The following is a 20,901-nucleotide window of genomic DNA, read 5'->3' as shown; positions in this document are numbered from 1 at the left end:
GCACCCGGAGAGGTCGAAACCATGCAGGCCGGGGCATGCAAATCAGCGGCCGGCGTCTTCCTGCTCCTTCTGAGCGCTTTCGTGGGAGGTTCCGTACTGGCGGAAGCACCGCAGGCCGCAGAAGCCGTGCAGGGCAAGGAACTGTTGACGGCCCCCTTCGCTGGTCAGACCGAAATCACCATCTCTTTGGAAATGAACTCGGACTATGAAGAACCGCCGTCGGTGGGGTACTTGGATCTGGAGAGCGGAAAAAAGCTGAAGCCCCGGTATGTCTTCGCCGACATGGTCGGCCTCGCGCCGGGCAATACGATCGTTACACTCCGCAAGTCGCCCGAACAAGAATCCCGGTATCTGGTTCGGGTCGACTCGGACGGAGATGGAAATCTGTTGGAAGAATCGGAGCAGGCCCTCGATCCGGAAACACCGGCTCGGGTACAAGTCTTGCGCCGTTGGCCGCGCGGATCGCGGAAACTGCAATACATCTTGTCCTATCAGGTCTGGACTGATCGGAACGGGCAGGCTGCACATTTGTTCTGGTGGAAACCACGTTATCGCGCGGAGGGTCGATTCCGATTCAAGAGCTGTGAGGGACTCTTTGCGGTTGCGGACTTCGATGGAGACGGCGACTTCGATTTAGCTGATTCTGCCCGCGGCACAACGATCCAACCCGAACTGAACGGGGATGGGAGAATCTGGAGACAAGACGAGAGGTCGGGATCTGATCATGTCATTGAAATCTGTGGAGAAACGTTCTGGATCAGCGAACTCTCACCAGATGCGTCCTTCGTCAAGCTCGTGAAGACACCGGTTCGAATCCCGAAGGTCGGCGCGCAAGTGCCTTCATTCAAGGCCCGGACCACGGCTGGTGGCACGGTCACTTCGGATGAGCTGAAGGGAGAGACCTACTTGATGAATTTCTGGGCATCGTGGTGCAAACCCTGTTTGGCAGGTTTTCCGAGACTCCGGGAACTCGACCGGAGATACGACGGCAGGTGGAAGGTGATCGGCGTCAACGTCGACCAAGAGACAAGTGCGGCAAACGCGGGCAAGATCATCAAGAAATACGATCTGAAATGGACTCACATCATGAGCGGAAGAGGCGATTCGGATCCCCTCTGGAGGACATTCGGCAGCATGGAGGGGATCCGGATGGCGATTCCCATGTACGTGCTGGTGGACCCTCTGGGCGACATTCAATATGCGGGAAACGGGGGTTGGAAGCTGGAAGATCTTGCCTCGAAAATCGAGTCCGTTCTGGTTCGACAAGACACTCAAAGATGAACGACGGTCGCTTCATTATCGTCTGATATTCAGCGACTTGACGAGGAATCCGGACTTCGAACCCGATTCCGGCCGTTCGTTGCTTTTCTGACCGTGTTGAGGAATTCAGTGGAGTTTCGCGAGCGACCGGAATTTCGTCGTGGCCAATCCCTACGGCCTCGCTTCCGGACTGTGTTCATTGGCTCCGTTCTTCTTCCGATTTTTCTGACAGCCTGCAGTTCCAAGCGGCCGATTCCGACCCAATCGGATCCGTCCGGTCCCTCGGCGCAGCGACGTGAAGTTCCCGCAGCCGAATCGGCTCCCGACTCCGAGCAACATCTTCACGGTTGGCAAAGGACCGAAGCGGTCTGCGGGCAAGCCTATGGGGAATCGGCAGACCCAATAATCCTGCAAAAGCTGCTCACCACCCAATTCCTCATCCTGATGCGCCAGGCGGAGGAGGGAATCTACGGTCCCTTCCAGGCCGAACGGCTCTCTTCGCTCTGCTCCCGGGGAACCACGTCGTTTCATGAGATCCTTTGCCGATCGGCGCAAGAGCGGTTGCGACAGCGCCGTTCCACGCCCACCGGCAAGGCCCGCATCCCAAGTTCATATTGGGACCGGGAGATACCGGTCGAGAACCCATTGCTTGCGGCCTATCTCCGATTTCTCCTCACCGACCAGAACCAAGACTCCGAACAGTCCGTCAAGAATCCTCTCGAAGTTCTGGATCCGGACAGGTCCTCTCCACTGACGCTTTACCTGTCCTGGAAGAACAAGCGGCTTGACCAGATCGCGGATCATGTCGAGAGGCATCCCGGTTTCGCCGAGCTGTTGCTCTACCGGGGAAGCCGGCTGCTGGAGGAGTCCAGATATGCGGAAGCCATCGACTCGATGACGGAAGCCATTCGCCTCGTGCCCGAGTACACGAAGGCCATGGTTGGATTGGGCGAGTTCCACCTTCGATCTCTGCATCTCTACCGGCGGGCGCTTCGTTATTTCGAGGATGCCCTGACCTGGGATCCGCAAAACATTTCCGCCTTGTTCGGCCACGGCGTTGTTCTTCATTTGCTGGGACGGCACGAGCCATCCCAGCACTCCCTGGACCGCCTGCTGGAACTCGCGCCGGCGGTGTGGAACGGCATCCCCCAGGAGTCACGAATAAGTTTTCGCGCCCGCACCTGCTACTGGAAAGCCAATAATTATTACGCGGCCGGGTCATCGGAAAAGGCGCGGGAATGGGTCGACCGAGCCTTGGCCGACATGCCCCGCTCCGAAGCGGCCTTATACCTGTCGGGCCTTCTACACCTGGAGAAGGGGGATCTCGCCTCCGCCCGCCCCGAATTTCTCAAAGTCGTGGACGGCGGCACCGAGTTGTGCGATGCGTACTATCAACTGGGCGTCATCAATCAATCCCGGCCCGGACGAGACATCCTGGTCAACTTCATGAACAATGCCTTTTGTCGACAGCGAAAGTTGTCCAATCTGGAAGAGGAATTGAGGCGATCCGAAGATCTGGATCTGGATTCGACCAGGAAGGAAGAGGTGTTGGACGTCCTCCGGACTCGGCGGGAGCGGATGCGTGAAGAAACTTACGCTTCACTGTTCAACATGACGGAAAGAGTCGGTTCCATTGGCGAACTGGACGCGACCGTCTTCCATCAAGCAATGCAAAAGATATGGGGTCGACTCTCCAATCCCGAGTAGTCGGGAAGCCACCAGGTATGGACTGAATCGAGTATTGGCGGATATTCTCCGGCCATCTTCAATCTCAGGGAGGATGAGATGAGTCTCACGCGAAGGGAAGCCATTGCGGCCACGATCGGCGGAGCGGCCGGGTGGGCGGCCGGGTGCAGGGGAGGCGAGGAGATTCCCGGCCCGTCCCAAGCCAAGCTGGACCGGTTGGAGGCAGCCCGCCGGCGCCGGCGAATCATCTTCGTGGATGACAACTACGGTCTTTCCCACGCAGGAAGCGACACGCCCGAGGGATTCCTGGCGCCCCGGCTCAAGCCGCTGGTCGGGACGCAGGTCGACGCCATCACCTACGCCGTCTACGCTCACAGTCCGGCCTACATCAGCAAGGCTCGGAAAAGGCTCTACGCCGCGGCCGGCGGGACTTCGGTCACCGATCAGGCCTGGGCCAAGAATCACAAGGCGCTGGTGGACGCGGGACACGACCCGCTGCAGTTGGTCATCGACTTCGCCCACGAAAACGGGATGGAAGCCTTCGCCCACATGAGCATGAACGACTGCCACGACAGCATCATGAGAAACCTCATGCACCCCTTCAAGAGCCAGCACCCCGAGCTGCTGGTGGACACGCAGGGGACACTTTCCCACCTGCAGTTGTACGTGACAGCGTACGACTTCTCGCATGAGGCCGCGCGGGACCGCCAGTTCACCATCGTCCGGGAGGTCTGCGAGGGGTTCGACGTGGACGGCTTCGAGATGGACTACTTCCGGCATCCCATGTTCTTCAGCCGCTGCATGCGCGGCGAACCGGCGACTCCGGAAGAGACGGCGATCATGACCGGCTTCATGGCCCGGATTCGAAAGATGGCCGATGCAGCCGCGGCGCGGCGCGGGAGACCCCTGCTGCTGTCGGCCCGGGTCCCCGATACCTTCGAGCAGGCGATCCACCTGGGCATGGACGTGGAGGCCTGGATGGCCAACGACCTGGTGGACCTGATCATCGCCGGCGGCGGTTATGCGTCGAGCACGTTGGACGTCGAACACTTCGTCCAAACGGCCCACGAACACGACGTGCGGGTCTACCCCTGCATCAATCAGAAGCCATGGAGCTGCGCCCCGGCCTGGTGCCGGGAAGGGAACCGGGCGCTGGCGGCCCGTTGGCACCGCGCCGGAGCCGACGGCATCCACTTCTGGAATCTGGCCACACCCTTCGACCCCTACTCCGTGGATACCCCGGAGGAGCTCGCCGCGACCCGTAATCGTGTCTATGCCTGTCTGAACGACGTGGGCGAGGTTGATACGTTGGAAGGCAGGGACAAGCTTTACTGTGTCGACAGTTCGGTGTTCATCCACTACAGGCACGTTACGGCCGAGCCTCCCCTGCCGCTGCACCTGACACCCGGCCGCACAGCAAATCTTCCACTTCCGTTGGGAGACGACGTCCAGGCGGCCGCGAAAGACGGCACGCTCCAGGAACTACGGCTGGAGCTGACGGTGCACGGACATCTGCAGGAAGGCGGGTTGGAGTTGACCGTCAACGGGCATTCCGCAGGAGCGGGAGAGGCCGTCCGGATCGGGTATGCCCATTCGCACGAGCATCGCCACGAGGCGGACGGAACCGTGTCTCCCCACGGCCACTATCACTTCAAGGCCCACCAGGTGACTTATCTCCTGGCCGCCCCTCCACTGAATCTGGGGGATAACGAACTGGAGTTGCTGGTGGCGTCCAGCGACGATCCATTCAAGACCGGGGGCCCGCTCCAACTGGTGAATGCCCAGCTTTGGGTGCGGTTCCGGTCCGAAGACAGCGCCTGACGGCAACGTCCAAGCCGGTTACTCGAACCAGAAGGAAAAGAGCTCCGCTTTCTCCAAGTGGAATTCCAGCCGGATCGCCTGGTCCTTGAGGGGGGCGGGGCCGGCGGAACCCTCCCAGGCGACCGTGTGGTTCGTGGAGTCTCCGCTGAAGGGCCGGCACCGGTCGCCCGACCATTCCTTGAACCGCAGCCCGTCATGCTCTCCGTCACCGCGGCGGACCTCCACTCGGACGGAGCCCCCATCTTCCGTCCGGGCGTTGATTCGCAGACGGCCGCCCGGGTGCCGGAGGGGCCGCGTCAACATGCTCCCCTGATCGGCAGCCTTCAACGAAACGAATCCGTCGCGGCGTAGCGACGCCAGGCAGATGTGGCCGTCCCCGGGCCGGACGTCGCGGGAAATGTGCAGGCTCTCGTGTCCGGAGTAATAGAGGTCGACCCGGTCCTCGCGTTCGACGAGTCCCTTGGCGACGTAGACTCGGCCCCGGTCGTAGGAGCCGTCAGGCCCCGTCTCCAGGAAGATGGGACGTTCCGGATGGCGTTCCCAGTTCCTGCCGTCCCGGCTCCAGGCGAGCTGGACGTCGATCTTCAGCTTCTTCTCGATGTCTCCCTCCCGCTGGAATGGGGGCCGCAGGTAGAACATGTGGAGAAACCCGAGGTAGACCCCCTGGTACCGCACGACCGGCATGCAATAGAGAGAGTAGGGATCCAGTTCGTCGGGAACCACGACATGCTCGGGCTGGCTCCAGTTGAGCAGGTCGGCGCTTTCGGAATAGGCGATGCGCCGGATCTCGCCGGCGTTGATGGGCGGTCGGCGGTAATACATGACGACGCCGCGCTCGGGGTTGTAGGTCAGGTTGTTGGCGGTGTCGCTCTGGCCCCGGAAGATAGGGTTCTCCTTCTGGTCGGTCCAGCGGTAGCCGTCGTCACTGAAGGCCACCCGGAGTTCCTGGCCACCCGCGATCAATTCAGGATGGGGATCGCGTCCGGCGGGACTCAGGTTGTAGATCATCAGGTACCGACCCTGATCCCGCCATTTGGGAGGGGTCGGGATCACGCCCACGCTGTCGAAACTGATCTTGTCGCCCCCTTTGAAGACGTTGTTGGCCTTGGAACCGTCGACCTCAACCAGTCCCAGCTTGGGGGCGGTCCACTGGAGGCCATCTTTGGACTCGTAGTAGCGGGCGCGGCTCAACCAGTAGAAGCCGGGTGGAGTGGGGATCTCGATCAATACGCTACTGGAATCCCACAGGCGGTAGAGACCGCTGTCCGGGTCTCGGAGAACGCTCACATAGGTGACCGTCGTGTCCGGATTGAGGTCCTTCGATCCGGTCGAGAAGAGCGGATTGGAGGGGTGTTTTTCCGGTTGATGGACCTTACGGCGAAGGGCCCGCACATCCTCGACCACGTGGTTGTCCATCAGGAGCTGGCGTTCGTGACCGATCTCCAGCGGCTCGGTGGGAAGAATCGAGTAGGAGCCCCGAATGGTCCACTGGTGCTCGTGTTGCGAGGCGGAGAGGTTCAGTACAACACTCAAAATGATGACCGTGGTTGTCGCCGCCCGGGGACAAGCCATGCAGCTCGTTTTCATCGGATGGTTCCCCTTATTGGAATTTGTCCCGCATCGACGCGGCAACGGACCGGACCAGGCGGTCTCCCGTGTTGAAGAAGATGTCCTGGAGCTGTTCTCCGGTCAGGCCCAGCCGGATCGCCGCCCGCCGCATGGCCCGCAACTGCTCGTAGAGCAAATACGTCAATTCTCCCCCCAGTTTGTTGGTGGAGGGAGTCAGGTCTCCCCAGCTCGACCCATAGAAGACGATCTTCCCCCGGGAGAAGGCCACGTCGCCCGAGTCGGCCCCATACAGGATCCGGTCCGTGTCCACCTGAGAGAAGAGCACGTCGAAGGACTCCATGCAGCAGACGGCAGAGACTTCGTACCAGATGTTGGGAAGCCCGCGGAAAGCGGGGGCGGCCCTTTCGATGGGGTACGGTGAGAAGCTGCGCGCGCTGTGAGCCAGAATCCAACGGGCCCGGGGATAGCGGTCGGCCAATCGGAGCATGTCGCTCACGTTTCTGGGATCGGCGAAAGACTTCTTCATGCCCACGTGGAGCATGATGAGCAGCCCGTAGCGGTCGGCCACTGCGATCTGGTGCTCGGGCAGGAAGTCAGTGATCCGGCATCCAGAATCCCGGGGCGGGCAATACCGGGGATAGGGTTTCAGGCCCAAGAGCCGATGCTTCAGGATCGTTTCCTCCACCTCATGTGCGGAAATGGACGGCTCCACCAGCATCAGCCCGGCGGACCCGGGCTCCTTCCGGACCTCTTGGCCGGTGAATTCGTTCGACTTCCGGAAATCACACCGGTAGAAGGGAAACGGAAACGCCAGGTGCGTGATCTTGCGGCCCGGCATCAGGACGCTTTCGACTTGGCGCACCGTGTCGATACCGCAGTCGGTCCAGACGGTTTCGGTCTTGAAATCCTCTATTCCGGAAAGCGCCGCCCGGTAGTTCAGGTCGAAGCCGGCCCGGTAGATATGGCAATGAGCGTCGAAGATCCGGGTGGGAACGAAGTCCGCGAGCTCCTCTTCCCAGATTTGCAGGTCCAGGCCTTCCAGCGTCCGGGGAGGGTTTTCTCCTTCACGGGTCCGGATGGAAGGTTTTCGGGCCGGGGTTCCTTCCTGGGGGCGGGCGGAAACGGTCCGCTTCAGCCGGGTGGCCGCCAGGACACCGGCGCCCGTGGACAGGAACCGCCTCCGGCCGACGTTCCGGCTGTCTGGCTCGGATTTAGGTCTGGAGCCGCGTTTAGCGTGTATCTGCGTCGCCTCCTTGCGGATCGGATTCAGCATCCTGGGTCGGAGACAGCAGGCCGCGGTCCCGAAGTTCCTTGAAGATGGCCTCTCCCAACAGTCGATAGCCCTCGGGGTTGGGATGCCGGGGATCGTTGTAGAGATCCGTCTTCCCGGCGTAGATCCCGGTCAGATCGGCGCAGTAGGGAATCTGGTGGCAGCGAACCTGGGCCGCCTCGTAGTATCGGGTCAGCGCCACGTGGTAGGGCGTCTCATCCGGACGCGGCCGCTGCTTCCGCTCCTCCCACATCTCTTCTTCGCGGGGAGACGGATCATAGCTTCCGAAACCCATAATGGGCTGCAGCACTGCCATGTACCGTATGCCGAACTCCCCGGAGACGGCGTTCATGATGCGCAGGTGCTTCTCCCACACCTCCTCCGCTTTCATTTCGTTCGGATGACCCCAATGAGGTGGCTGCAGGATGTTCTCGCCGGATCCCAGCAAACGGGCCAAATTGGGCAGAAACAGGCTCTGCGATGCGGAACCGACCACGTATTCCATGATCGCCTGCTGCGGATGGTTCACCATGGGAGTGAACGGGGTGATGGACTTGACCAACCCCAGATCGTTGACCCCGTCCACCGAGATCACCACGTGAGGGTTCAGCGCCAAGGCGTCCCGGATCAGCTTGATCACCTCCTGGTTGGTGGAGTAGCTGCCCACGCCCCCGTTGTAGATGCGCGCGGGGATTCCCTCATTGACCAGGAGCTCCGAGAGAGCTCCCGACCAGTGTCCCTGGTTGTAGGGATCGGTGGTGGAGCCTCCCAGGGCCACGATGCGCAGTACACCCTCTCCTTCTCCGGCTCCGAAGACCTGAAATGCGGGCTCGGCAGCGTAGCCCAGATGCGGGTCCACGGCCAGCGTGCCCCGGGAGGTCCCCACGAACACCTTGGCCAAGCGCCGGTGAAACTCGCCGCCGCGAGACACCAGGAAGCCCGAGGCCGGGCCGGAGCCCAGGGAAAGCAGCAGCCACGCCACGCCCTCCACGAGAAAAAGGAGGCCCAACGCGAACCCGATTCCGGTACCCAGCTTGCGAATCATGTGAACGGCCTCCGGCTGTCGGCCCATCTTGGTGGCGACTCGGAATCTATCATAGGATTGACCCGACCGCAGGACGACCCTGCCGGTGACCGGCCGGAAAGGACACGAACCGATGATGACTCCAGCAAACCAACGAACCACTCGGCTGACCGCCGCTCAGGCCATCGTCAAATTCCTGCAAGCGCAGTACAGCGAGCGGGATGGCATCCGGCAACGGCTGGTGCCGGCCATGTTCGGCATCTTCGGCCACGGCAACGTCACCGGCATGGGACAGGCGTTGGAGGAGTACGGTTCGGAGCTGCCCTATTTCCAGCCGTGCAACGAGCAGTCCATGGTGCATACGGCGGCCGGTTTTGCCCGGGCCAAGCGCCGTCTGGCCACCCTGGCCTGTACCACCTCCATCGGACCCGGCGCCACCAACATGATCACGGGCGCCGCGGCGGCCACCATCAACCGTTTGCCCGTGCTCCTCTTTCCCTCGGACATCTATGCCAATCGGAAGCAGGGCCCGGTGCTGCAGCAACTGGAGCACCCTTCCGGCGCAGACGTGAGCGTGAACGACTGCTTCCGCCCCGTGAGCCGCTTTTTCGACCGCATCACCCGGCCGGAGCAGATTCTCACCGCTCTTCCGGAAGCCATGCGGGTGTTGACGGACCCGGCGGAAACCGGTGCGGTCACCCTTAGTCTGTGCCAGGACGTCCAGCCGGAGGCGTTCGATTTTCCGGTCCATTTCTTCGAAGAGAGAGAATGGCGGATCGAGCGGCGCCTGCCCGACGCCCAGCGGATCCGGGAGGCCTTGGAGATGTTGAGGGTGGCCCGGCGGCCCCTCATCATCGCCGGCGGAGGCGTCATCTATTCCGATGCCTCAGCTCAGTTGGAGCGCTTCTCCCGCCGCTGCGGTCTTCCCGTGGTGGAGACCCACGCCGGCAAGGGGGCCCACGGCCGGCCGTCGGACCTGCTGGCCGGCGGTCTGGGCACCACCGGGAACCCGTCCGCGACCAAGCTGGCCGCCGCAGCGGACTTGATCCTGTGCGTCGGAACCCGTCTTTCCGATTTCGACACCGGCTCCCAATCGGGTTTTCAGCATCCGGACGTTCGCTTTATCAACATCAACGTCTGCGGCCGCGACGCCTGCAAGCAGGGAGCCTTGCCTCTCCTGGCCGATGCGAAGGAGGCGCTCGAGGCGCTCGCCGGTGCCGCTCAGGAGGCCGGGATCGAGACCGAACCGTGCTATCGACGGGAGGTGGCCGAGATCTGCCGGGACTGGGAGGGAGTGTGCCGGCGCGAGGTCGACGGGCACCAGGGCGAAGTGATGCTCCAGACACAACTGGTGCGGACCTTGCAGGAAGAATCACGGCCCGGAGACACGGTCATCGCCGCCGCCGGCAGCCCGCCTGGCGACATCCTCAAATTCTGGGACGCCACCGGCGCGCGCCATTGCCACCTGGAATTCGGCTACTCGTGCATGGGCTATGAGATGCCGGCCGGCCTCGGCGTCCGGATGGCTCATCCCGAAGGAGAGGTGGTCGTCTTCATCGGCGACGGAACCTACCTGATGAACCCCACCGAGCTGGTCACCGCAGTCCAGGAAGGCCTCAAGCTGACGGTCGTCGTCAGCGAGAACCGGGGTTATCAATGCATCCGCGGGCTGCAGGAACTCCGCTCCGGACAGGCGTTCGGCAATGAATTTCGCCGGCGCAATCCCGAAACGGGACGGCTCGACGGGGACTACCTGAAGATCGACTACGCCGGGAATGCGGCGTCCATGGGGGCCAGGACGTTCAACGTGTCGACCAGAGAGGAGCTGCAACGGGCCCTTCGCCAAGCGAGGGAGGAAACCGGAACCTGTGTCATCGTGGTCCGGACCGCCCGGGATGCCACCTCGCCCCCCTCAGGACTCTTCTGGGACTTCATGGTGGCTGAGGTCAGCAACGATCCGCTGACGCGGGAACTGCGCAGGCAATACGACGAAGAACGCCGGTTCCAGCGGTTCCACTACTGAGCATCAGAAATCGGACGGATCCGTTTCCACCGGGATGCGACCAACATGGATCCCGAGAGCAGCACCGCCAGGATCACGAATCCGCGGATCTGATCGTAGTCCCAGATGGCCTTGAGTCCCATGGCGGTGAAGGCAAGCCCGGCCACCAGGTTGGCGGCCGCCAGGAAACGGGGCATCCTCAATTCCTCCGGCAGAAACTTCCAATCCGACCAGATGTTGGCCAGGCAATAGAAGCCGCAGAGCAGTACACCCGTGTAGATGCCGGCGGGGGTCACGATGTCCAGGAGATCCACCTGGGGGAAGAGCCGCGTCAACCAGAGGATGCCCAGGCCTCCCAGCAGGATCCAGAGAATGGTGGCCCATCGCAGTCTCGAATTGTCCAGCTCCGAGCGGGTCTTCCCCAGGGTCAACCCGAACTCGTACAAGAGCCGGTACGTCACCTCCGGGCCACCGTAGAGGATTCCGAAGAAGGCGAAAAAGACGCCGATCTTGTAGAGAGGCAGCAGCCACGGACTCAATGTGGTGAGGAAGGTGGCTTGGTAATTGAGGAGGTTGACTCCGTCCGGAACCAGGTAGTGAGGCTGCAGGAGAACGGTTCCCAGAATCGAGAAGCAGGCGGCGACCAACACGATCATGGCGAAGCTGACCACGGTATCGATGACCGCTGCCCGAACCCAGAGACGCGCGGGATCATCGGGACGAGCCGCGGCCTTCGCCAACCGGGCCGATGTGACCGGACCGCATGCGCTGTGACCCCACTTCTTCTCCCGCAGGAAGGAGACGTACGCCAGGTAGTCGTAACTCTGGCCTCCGAGGGCAGCGGCATAGACCATGATCTCCAGCCAAGGGGATCGGGCCGCCATTTCCGGCAACTCCCGCGCAAGCCACTCGGGATAGGTCAAGGCGACTGGCACCAGGAAACCTTCGAACACCTTCCACCAGTCGGGCCGAACGTGGAAGACGGCGACGAGGATGCAGCTCACCGTCACGCCCAGAATCAACATCTGCGCCTTTTCCAGGAACTGGTAGCGGCCGACGGCCAGGAGCAGAAGGGCCACCGCCACCCAGAGACTCGCCCAGGCGTGGAGGCTTCCCACGCCGAAGATCCAGGTGCAGATGGTCCCCAGCACGCCCTCCAGGAAGCACAACCAGAGCGGCGAGCAAACCACCGCCACCGCGACCATGAACAGGTTCATCCATCCGGGAGGACCGGGGATGGAACTCCAACGCCGGCACGGATGGCCTCCGGTCAGGATCATGTGGCGCATGCTGGTGTAGACCAGGATCCACTTGAGCAGGGCGATGAGCAGCAGGACCCAGAGGATCCGGTATCCGAAGACTGAGCCGGTCCGGGAAGGGAAGAAGATTTCTCCGCTGCCGATGTTGACCGAAGCGATGATGGCGCCGGGACCGAAGAAGGCCAGCCAGCGAAGGGGGCTCCGGGAAAGCAACGAAGGCGGAGGCGGGGGAAGCCCTGGTTTGGATTCTTCGGGCATGGGCGTCAGTATAAGGTGGTGTGCGCCTCGTGGTGAAATCTGTATTGGGAATCAACGGAGTGAACGAATCATGAGATACCGGGTGGGAACCCTCGTTCTGTCTATCGGTCTCGTTGCGGCGGTCGCGGAAGCAGCCTCCCACAAACCGCTGAAGATCGGCTCGCAACGGCAACTCTTCATCGACGACCACGTCGTCGAGTCGATGGAGCCGCGGGTCTACCGGCACCTGAACCAGCCGTTGAAATACCGGGACAATCCGGTGATCCGGATGGACAAGGATTGGGAACACAAGGGAGGACTGTCCCATGGGGGCGACTGTGGACAGATCTTCTACGATCCGGACCGGAAGCTCTACCGGTTCTACGGGTTGATGGTCAACTGGGACTGGTCGCAAAAATGGATCTTCTACGCCGAGTCCGAGGACGGCATCCATTGGGTCAAGCCGCGCCTGGGACAGGTGGAGTACCTCGGTTATGACACGAATTTCATCTCCCTGCCCTTCGACACGGAGGCGGCGAGCAACACCGTCTTCCGTGATCCGGCCGCCAAGAGCGAGGACGAGCGGTTCAAGATGATCTACTTCCAGATGCGGGACGGCAAGCGCGTCATGATGCCCGCCTATTCCCGGGACGGCCTGCACTGGAAGGCCTACGAAGTGGAGCGGCCGGTCGTCAATTTCTGGTCGGATACCAACAACAACCTGCTCTGGGACCCCAACAAGAAGCGGTACATCCTCTACCTGAGGAGTTTCAACAAGCTGAGCCGGTGGATGACTCCGGAGCCGGTCTATCCCGCAGATGCACGTGTCCGCACCGCTTCCTTCGCTACGAGTGCCGACTTTCTCAACTGGGACGCCCAACCGACGCTGCGGGACGCCCCGGACCGCTTCATTGCCTTTCACGCCGACGACAAGGACCGGGTCGGGGATCGAAATTTCTACACCTTGGAAGTGCTCCCCTACGAGGAGGGGTACGTCGGATTCACCTCCGTCTACCACACCATGTTCGGGACCGCGCCGTCGGCCATGGATACCGGCAACGCCCAGTCCCCCTGGATGGAGAAGATGGACGTGCAACTGCTCTGGAGCCGGGACGCGGAGCGATTCCAGCGGGTCGGCGACCGGCGGGTCTTCATCCCCAACGGGCCGCCGGGAACCTGGGATGAGCACCTGGTCTATTCAGTCCACAACGGGATCGTCCGCGAAGACCTGGGCGAGATCTGGATCTACTACGAGGGATTTCGCGGGCACCACTGGTTCTACCATCGCCAGGAGCCCCAACTGGGACAGGTCGGCCTGGCCGTCCTCAGGCTCGACGGCTTCGTGAGCGTGACCGGGAAGGGAGCCCTGACCACGCGTCCCCTCTTGCTCGAGGGAAACCGTCTCAAGATCAACGCCACCGGAGTGGACAGGTTCGTGGGTCCCGGCTACGGCACCGTGAGGATCGAGGTCCTGGACGCCGCTACGGGCAAAACAGTGACCGGATTCGGAAAAGAGGACTCGGACGCCTTCGGCGGGGACGAGATCGGATATACGGCGAGCTGGCAGGGCAAGTCGGATCTGAGCTCCCTGCGGGGAAAAGCGGTGCGGCTGCGGTTCCACCTGGACAAGGCCAAGCTCTTCTCCTTCTGGGTCGATCAGGAATGATCAGACGAACCAAGGCCTCTACCGAGAAACCCGCATCCGCCGGAACAGGGGGATGAAACGCGCCCGGCAGGGCTCGAACCTGCGGCCTTTGGTTTCGTAGACCAACGCTCTATCCAGCTGAGCTACGGGCGCTTTAAGTGCCGGGAGTTTAGCAGAATCGAGCCGTGCCAGGAAGGCGCGCTCAGAGCAATCTACAACGACTCTCCCAACTTGTTCTTTCGGGCCTGGTCGCGCAATGAGCCCTCCCGGTAGTATTCGTCGGGCGGAGTCCCGATGAAGACCCACCAGCAGTCCTCCTGGGTGTGATTGTAGACCGACCGCGGCACGTCGGCTGGGAATCGGAAGGCATCGAAGGCTTTTGCCTCGACCACGGTGTCGTCGATTCGAATCTGGCTCCGGCCCTGCATCAGGATGTAGGTCTCTTCCGCCTGTTCGTGCGTATGGTGTCCTACCGACTGGCCCGGCTTCAGGTGACCGATGGAGAATGCGACGTGCTCGCATTCCAAGTGGGGATCGTAGGCGCGAAGATCCCCGTTTTCGGCCTTGGGCCACGGGTGGTCCTGGTCATTGATGGGGCTCCCCGGAGTCCCCGCCGGCGGAAGCCAGTCCCATCGAACCCGCCGGGACCGCTGTTTGTGGCCCTCGGCGGTCCTCACGGCCGCCCCCGCCAGCGCCGCTTCCTTCAGGATCAGGGCCAGCGCCGAAACTCCGGCGGCCGAAGTCTTCAAGAAACCTCTCCTTTTCTTCTCGGATCTCCACATTTGACCTCCTCGGAGCTCTTTTCCCTCGTTTGCGCCCGAGCAATTGGTTTAGAAGTTCCACACGGGAATCGGTTCCCCGGCCGAGATCACCTCCTCCAGGTATGCTCCCGTGTGAGGCGTCGGGTCTTGCATATGGGTCAACTCTCCGTACTCCAGGATCCGCAGCGCGATGACGTTGCGCCACCTTCCATCGGCCAGGCGCAGGGTGACGGCCACGGGGTGGTCCACCCTCCAGGCGGTGCCGCCGGGAGCCGGTCCGAATTCCTTCCTCAGGTCCCGGGCGATCAGGGCCGGGAGCAACCCGGTCCTCTCCTCGTTCAAAGGCCAGAAACAGAGGGTTTTGCGGCTGCGTCCCCCCCAGAGAGGGCTCCCACGGGAATCCTTGACCAGCTTGATCCGGTCCAGACCCTCCATGAAGACCTCGTAGAGGTTGGCCGTCACGTAGGGGGTGCCGTCAGCGGCCTGATTCAGGACGATGGGGGCCGATGAGATCAGGCCCCGGACATGGATGATTTTGGTCCAGGTCTCACCATTGTCGCGGGAGCGCCAGACTCGGATGTCATGGTCGGCCGTCCGCGTCTCGGAAGCTTCGAAGTGCTCGGGACTCCTGCTTCCGCGGGCAGAGAAGAGGATGGACCCGTCCTGATCGCGGACCGCGCTGGCCTCGAAGCTGTTGTCCTGGCCGGTGACGGGAACGAAGGAGACGGGGCGCCATGAGCCGTCCACGCGCCTCCACCGCGCCAACCCCGAACCGCCCGTCATTCCCGGCCGGTTGCCCTTCATGGCAAAGAGAAGATCGTCGCCGTCGGGAATCGCCGTCATCAGGCTTGCGGTCAGACGCCAGCCTGCAAGCATGGATTCCTGCGAAACCCGCTCGGTATTGGCCACACTGAAGGTCTCGCCGTCATAGGCCAGTTGATGAAGCTCCAGGTAGGAGTACATCTGACTCAAATCTTCGAACACCGAGGTCTTGGGATTCCGGCCGAACATGTTCACCCCATAGGGCGGGGGACCTTCGACGGTGGTCCTCCAGGCGATGGACTGGTTGAGGCCGAAGCCGGTGCCGGCGTGGGGATGGGGCGAGCCGTCCGGCCGTTTCGCGCCGAAGGGAACGAAGCCTCCCATGACCGGGTACTTCACCATGATGGCTTCCTGGTTGGGCGGCTTGGAATTGGGGTTGAGCTCGTTGTGGTTGCGGGTAATGGGGACGGCGCGTTCCGGGTTCAGGCCGGTGATGTCGTCGAACGGGATCAGATCGGAGCCGTTTTCGAAGTCGGTTCCTTTCCATCCCGAAACCCGGATGTTGCAGATATACCCGCCGGTGTTGGGGCCCAACTGGATGGGCAATCCCAACTGATAGATCCAGGTCTCTCCTTCCGGGGTTTTTACGGGAAAACGCAAATCCGGGAAACTCCGCGTCACATCGATGATCCCACTATCAGGAGGCGGCGGCGTTTCTGCCGGCGGCGGCGGGGAGCCGCAAGCGGCCAGAGACCATAGGACGACGAGACTGAGCGGTTTGATCCAAGCCGAGACTTCGTGGCGTCTTGTCATGGGGACTCTCCTTCGGGGGACAGGGTGAATCTACGCTTTGACGAACACCTCCAACTCATCGATGAGGATATCTTCGCCGGAGGACGACGACACCTCCGTCAACGTCACTTCCAAATGGTTGTCCCCGAATACGGCGGGCGGTTCCGTCAGGTCAAACCAGAAGGTCCGCCAGTCACCCGGCAGTTCGGGCACCGGCGGTAGACCGGAAGACTTGGTGGAGGATGGATCCACTACGCCTCGCAGGTCGGTCCGCGATTCATTGGAGCGAGCACGGATCGACCCGTCGTCGATTCGGTTGCCGTTGATTCGGATCTCCATCCGGTCGTCCTCATCAGCTCCATAGGCACGGAAGAGGAGTGTTGCGCCTCGAGACTGGCCGAGGTGTTCGCAGACTCGAAAACGGAAAGCGCCCGTCGACCCCGGTTTCCTTTGGAGCAGAAGACGATCCGCCTTGACCGCGCCGGTGGAGGCCCGGTCCTTGCCGAACCCGAGGCTGCCCCCCCATGACGGCTCGAAGACGTAGTGCCGGTCACCCGTCATCACCAACTCGGGTTGCCGCACGGCGGCCATTTCCCGAAGCCGCTGGGGATAGAAGGGGGCCCAGGTCAGGGTAACGAAGTGATTGTAGAAGCTGATCCCGTCCCCTCCCGCCGCGTACAGATTGGCAGCCGCCGCCCGCTGCTGATCCAGGGACATGTGTCTATTGCCCAGGCGCCTCCGCATGCGCTGGCTGGTCCAGGGAAGCATTCCGGGATAGAGGAGGCAGTTGCCGTTGTCAGTCAAACGGCGGAACTCCTCGTATTGCACGTTGGGTTCGGTGTGCATGGTGTCGTTGGGGGCGACGAAGTCGATGAGTCCCCGCGAAATCCAGGTCTCCACATCCAACCCGAGGGACCGGCATTCGTCCAGGGTCTGGAAGACGCGCGCCCCCAAGAGCAGTTTCTTCCTCCTCAGCCGTCCCCTTTCATCCAGAATGGCCCGGGTCCGCGCTACCAGGTCGGTCATCAGATGCTTTCGCTCGGGACCCTTGCCCGGCGGGAAATAGCGATGGTCCCGGAAGCAGAGTTCCAATCCGTCGACGGGAAAGCGATCGACCAACCGGCCCATGACGTCGACGACGTAGTTCCGAACCTGGGGAAACGTGAAGTCCAACGGAGTGCTGAGCTTATAGTAGGGTCCTGGCGGCAGCTCCCGGATCTGCCATTCGGGGTGGTCGACGAGAAAACTGGATCCCGCGCCGACGCCTTGCTCGACGGAGATGTGGCCATGGTTGTCGTTGATCCGGATCCCCGCCAGAAACTCCATTCCCCGCCTGTGGCACTGGTCCAGCAGGACCTCCAGGGGCTGAACCCCACGCTCCAGAAGGGGAAGGAACCGGCGGTGCTGAGGCCGGGCGTCATATTCCAGCCCGTCCTCCCGCCAATAGGTGGTCCAACCTTGAGTGTAGGCTTCCTGAATAAAGACATCGACCCGGGCCTCGGAAAGCTGATCCACCCAAGCCCGAATCGACTCCTCCGGCGCCGGATCGGGAAGATAGTTCATCGCGACGCTGGACGGATCGCTGACATAGATGATCCGTCGAGAACCTCTGGGTGCGTAGTCTTTCAACGGTGAGCCGGCACTGGAGGGCCGGGTTACCGATCCGCCAGAGACCCCTCCCGCAGCCACTCCGGCAGCCGTGGTGGCAACGAAACTCCGCCTGTTCATCCTTTGTGGCACTTATCTTTCCTCCTGCTTACAGAATTCGCGAAACGAGTGTTCGGGGGGACGCTGGGTGACCATTGGCCGAGCGGAGAATATCACAGCAATTCGTATGCCTCCCGTTTCCACATTGGCTGAAAAAGGGCGATATGCTGTAGGAGCCTTGAGCTCGCATGGATGGATGAGTCAGGATCAGCGTGCGAGCCTGCCGAGACTTGACGATCATGAGGTTCAAGGTTTCCCTGGCCCAGATCAACCCGAAGACCGGTGACCTCAGGGGCAACAGCAGGAAGATCTTAGAGGCGATCCGGACGGCCCGGGAGCGGGGTGCGGACCTGGTCGTGCTGCCGGAGATGTGCCTCACGGGTTACTGCCTCGACGAGAAGCTCCTGATCAACCTGGAGTTCCTGCGGGCCAACCAAAGGTGCCTGATCGAAGAGATCCTGCCCGCGTGCCAGGACATTTCCGCCATCGTCGGCTTCATCGATTTCGACGACGCGAAGTTGGGCCCCGACGGGAGAGTCGTTCGGCACAACGCGGCGGCTGTACTGAGCCACGGAAGGCTTCTGCAGGTCGTCCGGAAAAGACTGCTTCCCGCGTATCGTTACTTCGACGACAAACGCTATTTCGTCCCGGGCGAGGTAGTAGAGCCGGTGACCATTCCCGCAGGTCAGGGAAGCGTTCCCATCGGTGTGCTGATCTGCGAGGACCTTTGGGACGAGTCCTATGCTCTCAAGCCATCTGCCCTGTATCGGGAAAAGGGGGCCCGTTACCTATTCTGCATCAACGCGAGCCCCTTCGTGGGCAGCAATCCGGGAAGCCGGGACGGCAAGCGTTTCATTCGAGATTCGGTGATCCGAAAGCAGATCCGGCATCACGCCCTGCCTGTGATCTACGTCAATACGGTCGGAGTCGGCGACAACGGGAAAAACATCATTCCCTTCGATGGTTTCAGTGTGGCCTACGACCGGAGTGGACAACTCGTGGGCGCTCTCCCGCAGTTCAGGGAAGCTCAGGAGGAAGTCGTCTTCGAGGACGGAGAATCCACTCCGGTGCCTGTCCCGCCCTTCAGCCGGGAAGAGGAGATCTATCAGGCGCTGGTCATGAGCGTCCGCGATTACTACGACAAGATCGGGATCTTCACGCGAGTCCTGGAGGCCATTTCCGGGGGCATCGATTCGGCGTTGGGGGCCGCCATCGCCTACGAGGCCATGGGAAGAGACCTGCTGTCGGTTTACAGTCTTCCCTCTCGATACAACTCGGCAACAACTCTGGGAGCGGCCCGAAAGCTGGCCCGAAACTTCGAGTTGGACTATCACGAAGTGCCTATACAGAAGATGGTGGACACCATCACGGAAGCGTTCGAAGAGCACCTTCATCCCATGAACCTGTCGGTGACCCTCGAGAACCTTCAGGCCAGGGTTCGGGGATTGATCATGATGGCCGAGTCCAACGACCGGAGGGCCCTGCTCCTCACCAACGGGAACCAAACAGAAATCGCCCTGGGCTACGCAACCCTTTACGGCGACATGGTCGGAGGCCTCTCAGTCATCGGTGACCTGTCGAAGCCGGATGTCTACGCCCTGGCCAGACACGTCAATCGAAGGTGGGGCCGCACCATGATTCCCGAGGAGATCTTCTCGATCGCTCCTTCCGCAGAGTTGAAGGAGGATCAGGAGGACCCGTTCGACTACGACGTGGTGGGACCATTGGTCAACGATCTCGTGGAGCGGGGCAGCAGTCCCTCTGAGTTGAATATCAGGTTCCGGCACCAGGAATTGGACCCGGCCAGATATCCCACGCAGGCAGGCGGGATCTATGAGAGATACGGCGAACCTGAATTCAGCAAGCTCTCAGGAAATATCTATCGGAGCTTGAACTCATCGGTCTACAAAAGGCTCCAGGGCGCTCCCATCGTCGTCGTCTCCGCACGGGCGTTCGGCTTCGACCTGAGGGAGACCATCATCAACGGATGGAGGGGAGGGAACGGCTAGTCCGATCGGGTTTGGTTCGAAAGGCCCACCGCTACGGGAAACGGAACCGGCCGATGACGCGTCGACACGGAATCCGGGCGGTCCGCCTCGACGATTCTCAATAGACGCAGAGCACGTACGACCCCAGTACTTCACGGCACCGCTTGCACTTGAGGGTTTGGGGTATTTCAGCGAAGCGGGGAATCGTTTCCCAGATCTCCTCATGGTCCAGGCGAACTTCTTGGTCCTCCTCCACCAGGATCCTGGGCCGCCGTCTCAACTGCTGGACCCGGTACTTGTAGAATCCAGGAAAATCGCAGTGGCGGCAGACGATCTTCTTGAAGGCGATGCCCATTTCGATTTCTCTGTAACGGTCCTGATAGAGAAGTTGTCCTGGCCGGATCTTGGTCCGTGAAGCATCGAACACCATGGTATCAGATTAGCAGCCTCGGGTTGAAGCCGCCACGATGTTGGAGGGAATCTGCGCACGCTGCGGGTTTTTTGCGATAGCCCCCCGATGTGCGCGTTGCATGGTTCTTTCGGACGGTCCATGCATCCGTACCTCCTTTGTCTAATGTTTTCAATATCTTAAGTCGACTCAATTCGATTTCTCTCCAGCTGGGGCACAAATTTCTATGACCTGCCCGGGCGGCAGGGGTTGCCATGAGTCGGTGTGTAGGAGTATAGTGAGCCGCTCTGGCGACCCCGACTGGGGAGGCCGTGATCTTTGACAACCAGGTAGATAGGGCTCTTTGGAGAAAAACCTGAGAGTTTGATCCTGGCTCAGAATGAACGCTGGCGGCGCGCCTAACACATGCAAGTCGAACGACTCAGGGTCTTCGGACTCTGAGTAACGTGGCGGACGGGTGAGTAACGCGTGGGTGATATGCCCTTTGGTGGGGGATAACTCGTGGAAACGCGGGGGAATACCGCATAAGGCCGCAAGGGATGCCTTGCGGGGAAAGGCTTCGGTCGCCGATGGAGTAGCCCGCGTCCGATTAGCTAGTTGGTGAGGTAAGGGCTCACCAAGGCTACGATCGGTAGCCGGTCTGAGAGGATGAACGGCCACACTGGGACTGAGACACGGCCCAGACTCCTACGGGAGGCAGCAGTGGGGA

Annotated in this window: 14 protein-coding genes, 1 tRNA gene and 1 rRNA gene; 7 read left to right on the top strand and 9 right to left on the bottom strand. The window is 61.5% G+C overall.

Translation table 11 applies throughout. The features are described 5' to 3' along the window. Positions 1-21 precede the first annotated feature (21 nt). The 3 genes from OXT71_02865 to OXT71_02855 all read left to right on the top strand — a co-directional run bounded on the left by OXT71_02865 (position 22) and on the right by OXT71_02855 (position 4,767). Positions 22-1,281 carry a TlpA disulfide reductase family protein gene (locus OXT71_02865; protein MDE2925318.1) on the top strand — a complete coding sequence of 420 codons (1,260 nt, stop codon included), beginning with the start codon at positions 22-24 and terminating at the stop codon, positions 1,279-1,281. A 423-nt stretch (positions 1,282-1,704) separates the two neighbouring features. Next, on the top strand, positions 1,705-2,967 hold the full coding sequence (locus OXT71_02860) for a tetratricopeptide repeat protein (protein ID MDE2925317.1): 1,263 nt from the start codon (positions 1,705-1,707) through the stop codon (positions 2,965-2,967). Positions 2,968-3,045: 78 nt separating this feature from the next. Then, on the top strand, positions 3,046-4,767 hold the full coding sequence (locus OXT71_02855) for a hypothetical protein (GenBank protein ID MDE2925316.1): 1,722 nt from the start codon (positions 3,046-3,048) through the stop codon (positions 4,765-4,767). 18 nt (positions 4,768-4,785) lie between these two features. On the opposite strand, the gene OXT71_02850 is transcribed toward OXT71_02855, so the two are convergent. From OXT71_02850 to OXT71_02840, 3 genes are read right to left on the bottom strand one after another with little or no spacing between them, the layout of a single operon-like run. Further along, positions 4,786-6,354: a hypothetical protein gene (locus tag OXT71_02850; protein MDE2925315.1), complete on the bottom strand. Its 1,569-nt coding sequence runs from the start codon at positions 6,352-6,354 to the stop codon at positions 4,786-4,788. 13 nt (positions 6,355-6,367) lie between these two features. Beyond that, entirely contained in the window at positions 6,368-7,609 is a 1,242-nt protein-coding gene (locus OXT71_02845) for an amidohydrolase family protein (GenBank protein ID MDE2925314.1), read from the bottom strand. Then, complete coding sequence (locus OXT71_02840; GenBank protein MDE2925313.1) at positions 7,566-8,651, bottom strand: SGNH/GDSL hydrolase family protein; 1,086 nt, start codon at positions 8,649-8,651, stop codon at positions 7,566-7,568. The genes OXT71_02845 and OXT71_02840 overlap by 44 nt, the downstream gene beginning before the upstream one ends. A 112-nt stretch (positions 8,652-8,763) precedes the next feature. Between OXT71_02840 and iolD the strand changes: the two genes are divergently transcribed. After that, positions 8,764-10,653, top strand: coding sequence for a 3D-(3,5/4)-trihydroxycyclohexane-1,2-dione acylhydrolase (decyclizing) (gene iolD / locus OXT71_02835; protein MDE2925312.1), 1,890 nt, complete (start codon positions 8,764-8,766; stop codon positions 10,651-10,653). On the opposite strand, the gene OXT71_02830 is transcribed toward iolD, so the two are convergent. Beyond that, positions 10,647-12,149 (bottom strand): Nramp family divalent metal transporter, encoded by a 1,503-nt coding sequence (locus tag OXT71_02830; protein MDE2925311.1) that lies wholly within the window; start codon positions 12,147-12,149, stop codon positions 10,647-10,649. The genes iolD and OXT71_02830 overlap by 7 nt on opposite strands. 70 nt (positions 12,150-12,219) lie before the next feature. On the opposite strand from OXT71_02830, the gene OXT71_02825 reads away from it, so the two are divergent. After that, positions 12,220-13,794, top strand: a complete 1,575-nt coding sequence (locus tag OXT71_02825) for a hypothetical protein (GenBank protein MDE2925310.1) — start codon at positions 12,220-12,222, stop codon at positions 13,792-13,794. A 58-nt stretch (positions 13,795-13,852) separates the two neighbouring features. On the opposite strand, the gene OXT71_02820 is transcribed toward OXT71_02825, so the two are convergent. From OXT71_02820 to OXT71_02805, 4 genes are all read right to left on the bottom strand, one after another. Then, positions 13,853-13,926, bottom strand: a tRNA-Arg gene (locus OXT71_02820). 59 nt (positions 13,927-13,985) lie between these two features. Then, on the bottom strand, positions 13,986-14,522 hold the full coding sequence (locus tag OXT71_02815) for a cupin domain-containing protein (protein ID MDE2925309.1): 537 nt from the start codon (positions 14,520-14,522) through the stop codon (positions 13,986-13,988). 81 nt (positions 14,523-14,603) lie between these two features. Further along, positions 14,604-16,109: a sialidase family protein gene (locus OXT71_02810; GenBank protein MDE2925308.1), complete on the bottom strand. Its 1,506-nt coding sequence runs from the start codon at positions 16,107-16,109 to the stop codon at positions 14,604-14,606. Positions 16,110-16,139: 30 nt separating this feature from the next. Beyond that, complete coding sequence (locus tag OXT71_02805; protein ID MDE2925307.1) at positions 16,140-17,816, bottom strand: family 10 glycosylhydrolase; 1,677 nt, start codon at positions 17,814-17,816, stop codon at positions 16,140-16,142. 218 nt (positions 17,817-18,034) lie between these two features. On the opposite strand from OXT71_02805, the gene nadE reads away from it, so the two are divergent. Continuing rightward, positions 18,035-19,804 carry an NAD(+) synthase gene (nadE, locus tag OXT71_02800; GenBank protein MDE2925306.1) on the top strand — a complete coding sequence of 590 codons (1,770 nt, stop codon included), beginning with the start codon at positions 18,035-18,037 and terminating at the stop codon, positions 19,802-19,804. A 97-nt stretch (positions 19,805-19,901) separates the two neighbouring features. Here nadE and OXT71_02795 read toward each other — a convergent pair whose 3' ends face one another. Next, the gene (locus tag OXT71_02795) at positions 19,902-20,213 is read right to left on the bottom strand and encodes a hypothetical protein (GenBank protein ID MDE2925305.1); all 312 of its coding nucleotides are present in this window, start codon (positions 20,211-20,213) and stop codon (positions 19,902-19,904) included. A gap of 330 nt (positions 20,214-20,543) precedes the next feature. Between OXT71_02795 and OXT71_02790 the strand changes: the two genes are divergently transcribed. Beyond that, positions 20,544-20,901, top strand: a 16S ribosomal RNA gene (locus tag OXT71_02790); the annotation flags it as partial.

The sequence above is a fragment of the Acidobacteriota bacterium genome (assembly GCA_028874215.1).
In the GTDB taxonomy this organism is placed as follows: Bacteria; Acidobacteriota; UBA6911; order RPQK01; family JAJDTT01; genus JAJDTT01.
This window is presented reverse-complemented; position numbering and strand designations above follow the sequence as displayed.

What these genes read in the sequence shown, in the direction of transcription:
- OXT71_02865 (MDE2925318.1), top strand. Translation starts at nt 22, where the DNA reads ATGCAGGCCGGGGCATGCAAATCAGCGGCCGGCGTCTTCCTGCTCCTT.
- OXT71_02860 (MDE2925317.1), top strand. Translation starts at nt 1,705, where the DNA reads ATGCGCCAGGCGGAGGAGGGAATCTACGGTCCCTTCCAGGCCGAACGG.
- OXT71_02855 (MDE2925316.1), top strand. Translation starts at nt 3,046, where the DNA reads ATGAGTCTCACGCGAAGGGAAGCCATTGCGGCCACGATCGGCGGAGCG.
- OXT71_02850 (MDE2925315.1), bottom strand. Translation starts at nt 6,354, where the DNA reads ATGAAAACGAGCTGCATGGCTTGTCCCCGGGCGGCGACAACCACGGTC.
- OXT71_02845 (MDE2925314.1), bottom strand. Translation starts at nt 7,609, where the DNA reads ATGCTGAATCCGATCCGCAAGGAGGCGACGCAGATACACGCTAAACGC.
- OXT71_02840 (MDE2925313.1), bottom strand. Translation starts at nt 8,651, where the DNA reads ATGATTCGCAAGCTGGGTACCGGAATCGGGTTCGCGTTGGGCCTCCTT.
- iolD (MDE2925312.1), top strand. Translation starts at nt 8,764, where the DNA reads ATGATGACTCCAGCAAACCAACGAACCACTCGGCTGACCGCCGCTCAG.
- OXT71_02830 (MDE2925311.1), bottom strand. Translation starts at nt 12,149, where the DNA reads ATGCCCGAAGAATCCAAACCAGGGCTTCCCCCGCCTCCGCCTTCGTTG.
- OXT71_02825 (MDE2925310.1), top strand. Translation starts at nt 12,220, where the DNA reads ATGAGATACCGGGTGGGAACCCTCGTTCTGTCTATCGGTCTCGTTGCG.
- OXT71_02810 (MDE2925308.1), bottom strand. Translation starts at nt 16,109, where the DNA reads ATGACAAGACGCCACGAAGTCTCGGCTTGGATCAAACCGCTCAGTCTC.
- OXT71_02805 (MDE2925307.1), bottom strand. Translation starts at nt 17,816, where the DNA reads ATGAACAGGCGGAGTTTCGTTGCCACCACGGCTGCCGGAGTGGCTGCG.
- nadE (MDE2925306.1), top strand. Translation starts at nt 18,035, where the DNA reads ATGAGGTTCAAGGTTTCCCTGGCCCAGATCAACCCGAAGACCGGTGAC.
- OXT71_02795 (MDE2925305.1), bottom strand. Translation starts at nt 20,213, where the DNA reads ATGGTGTTCGATGCTTCACGGACCAAGATCCGGCCAGGACAACTTCTC.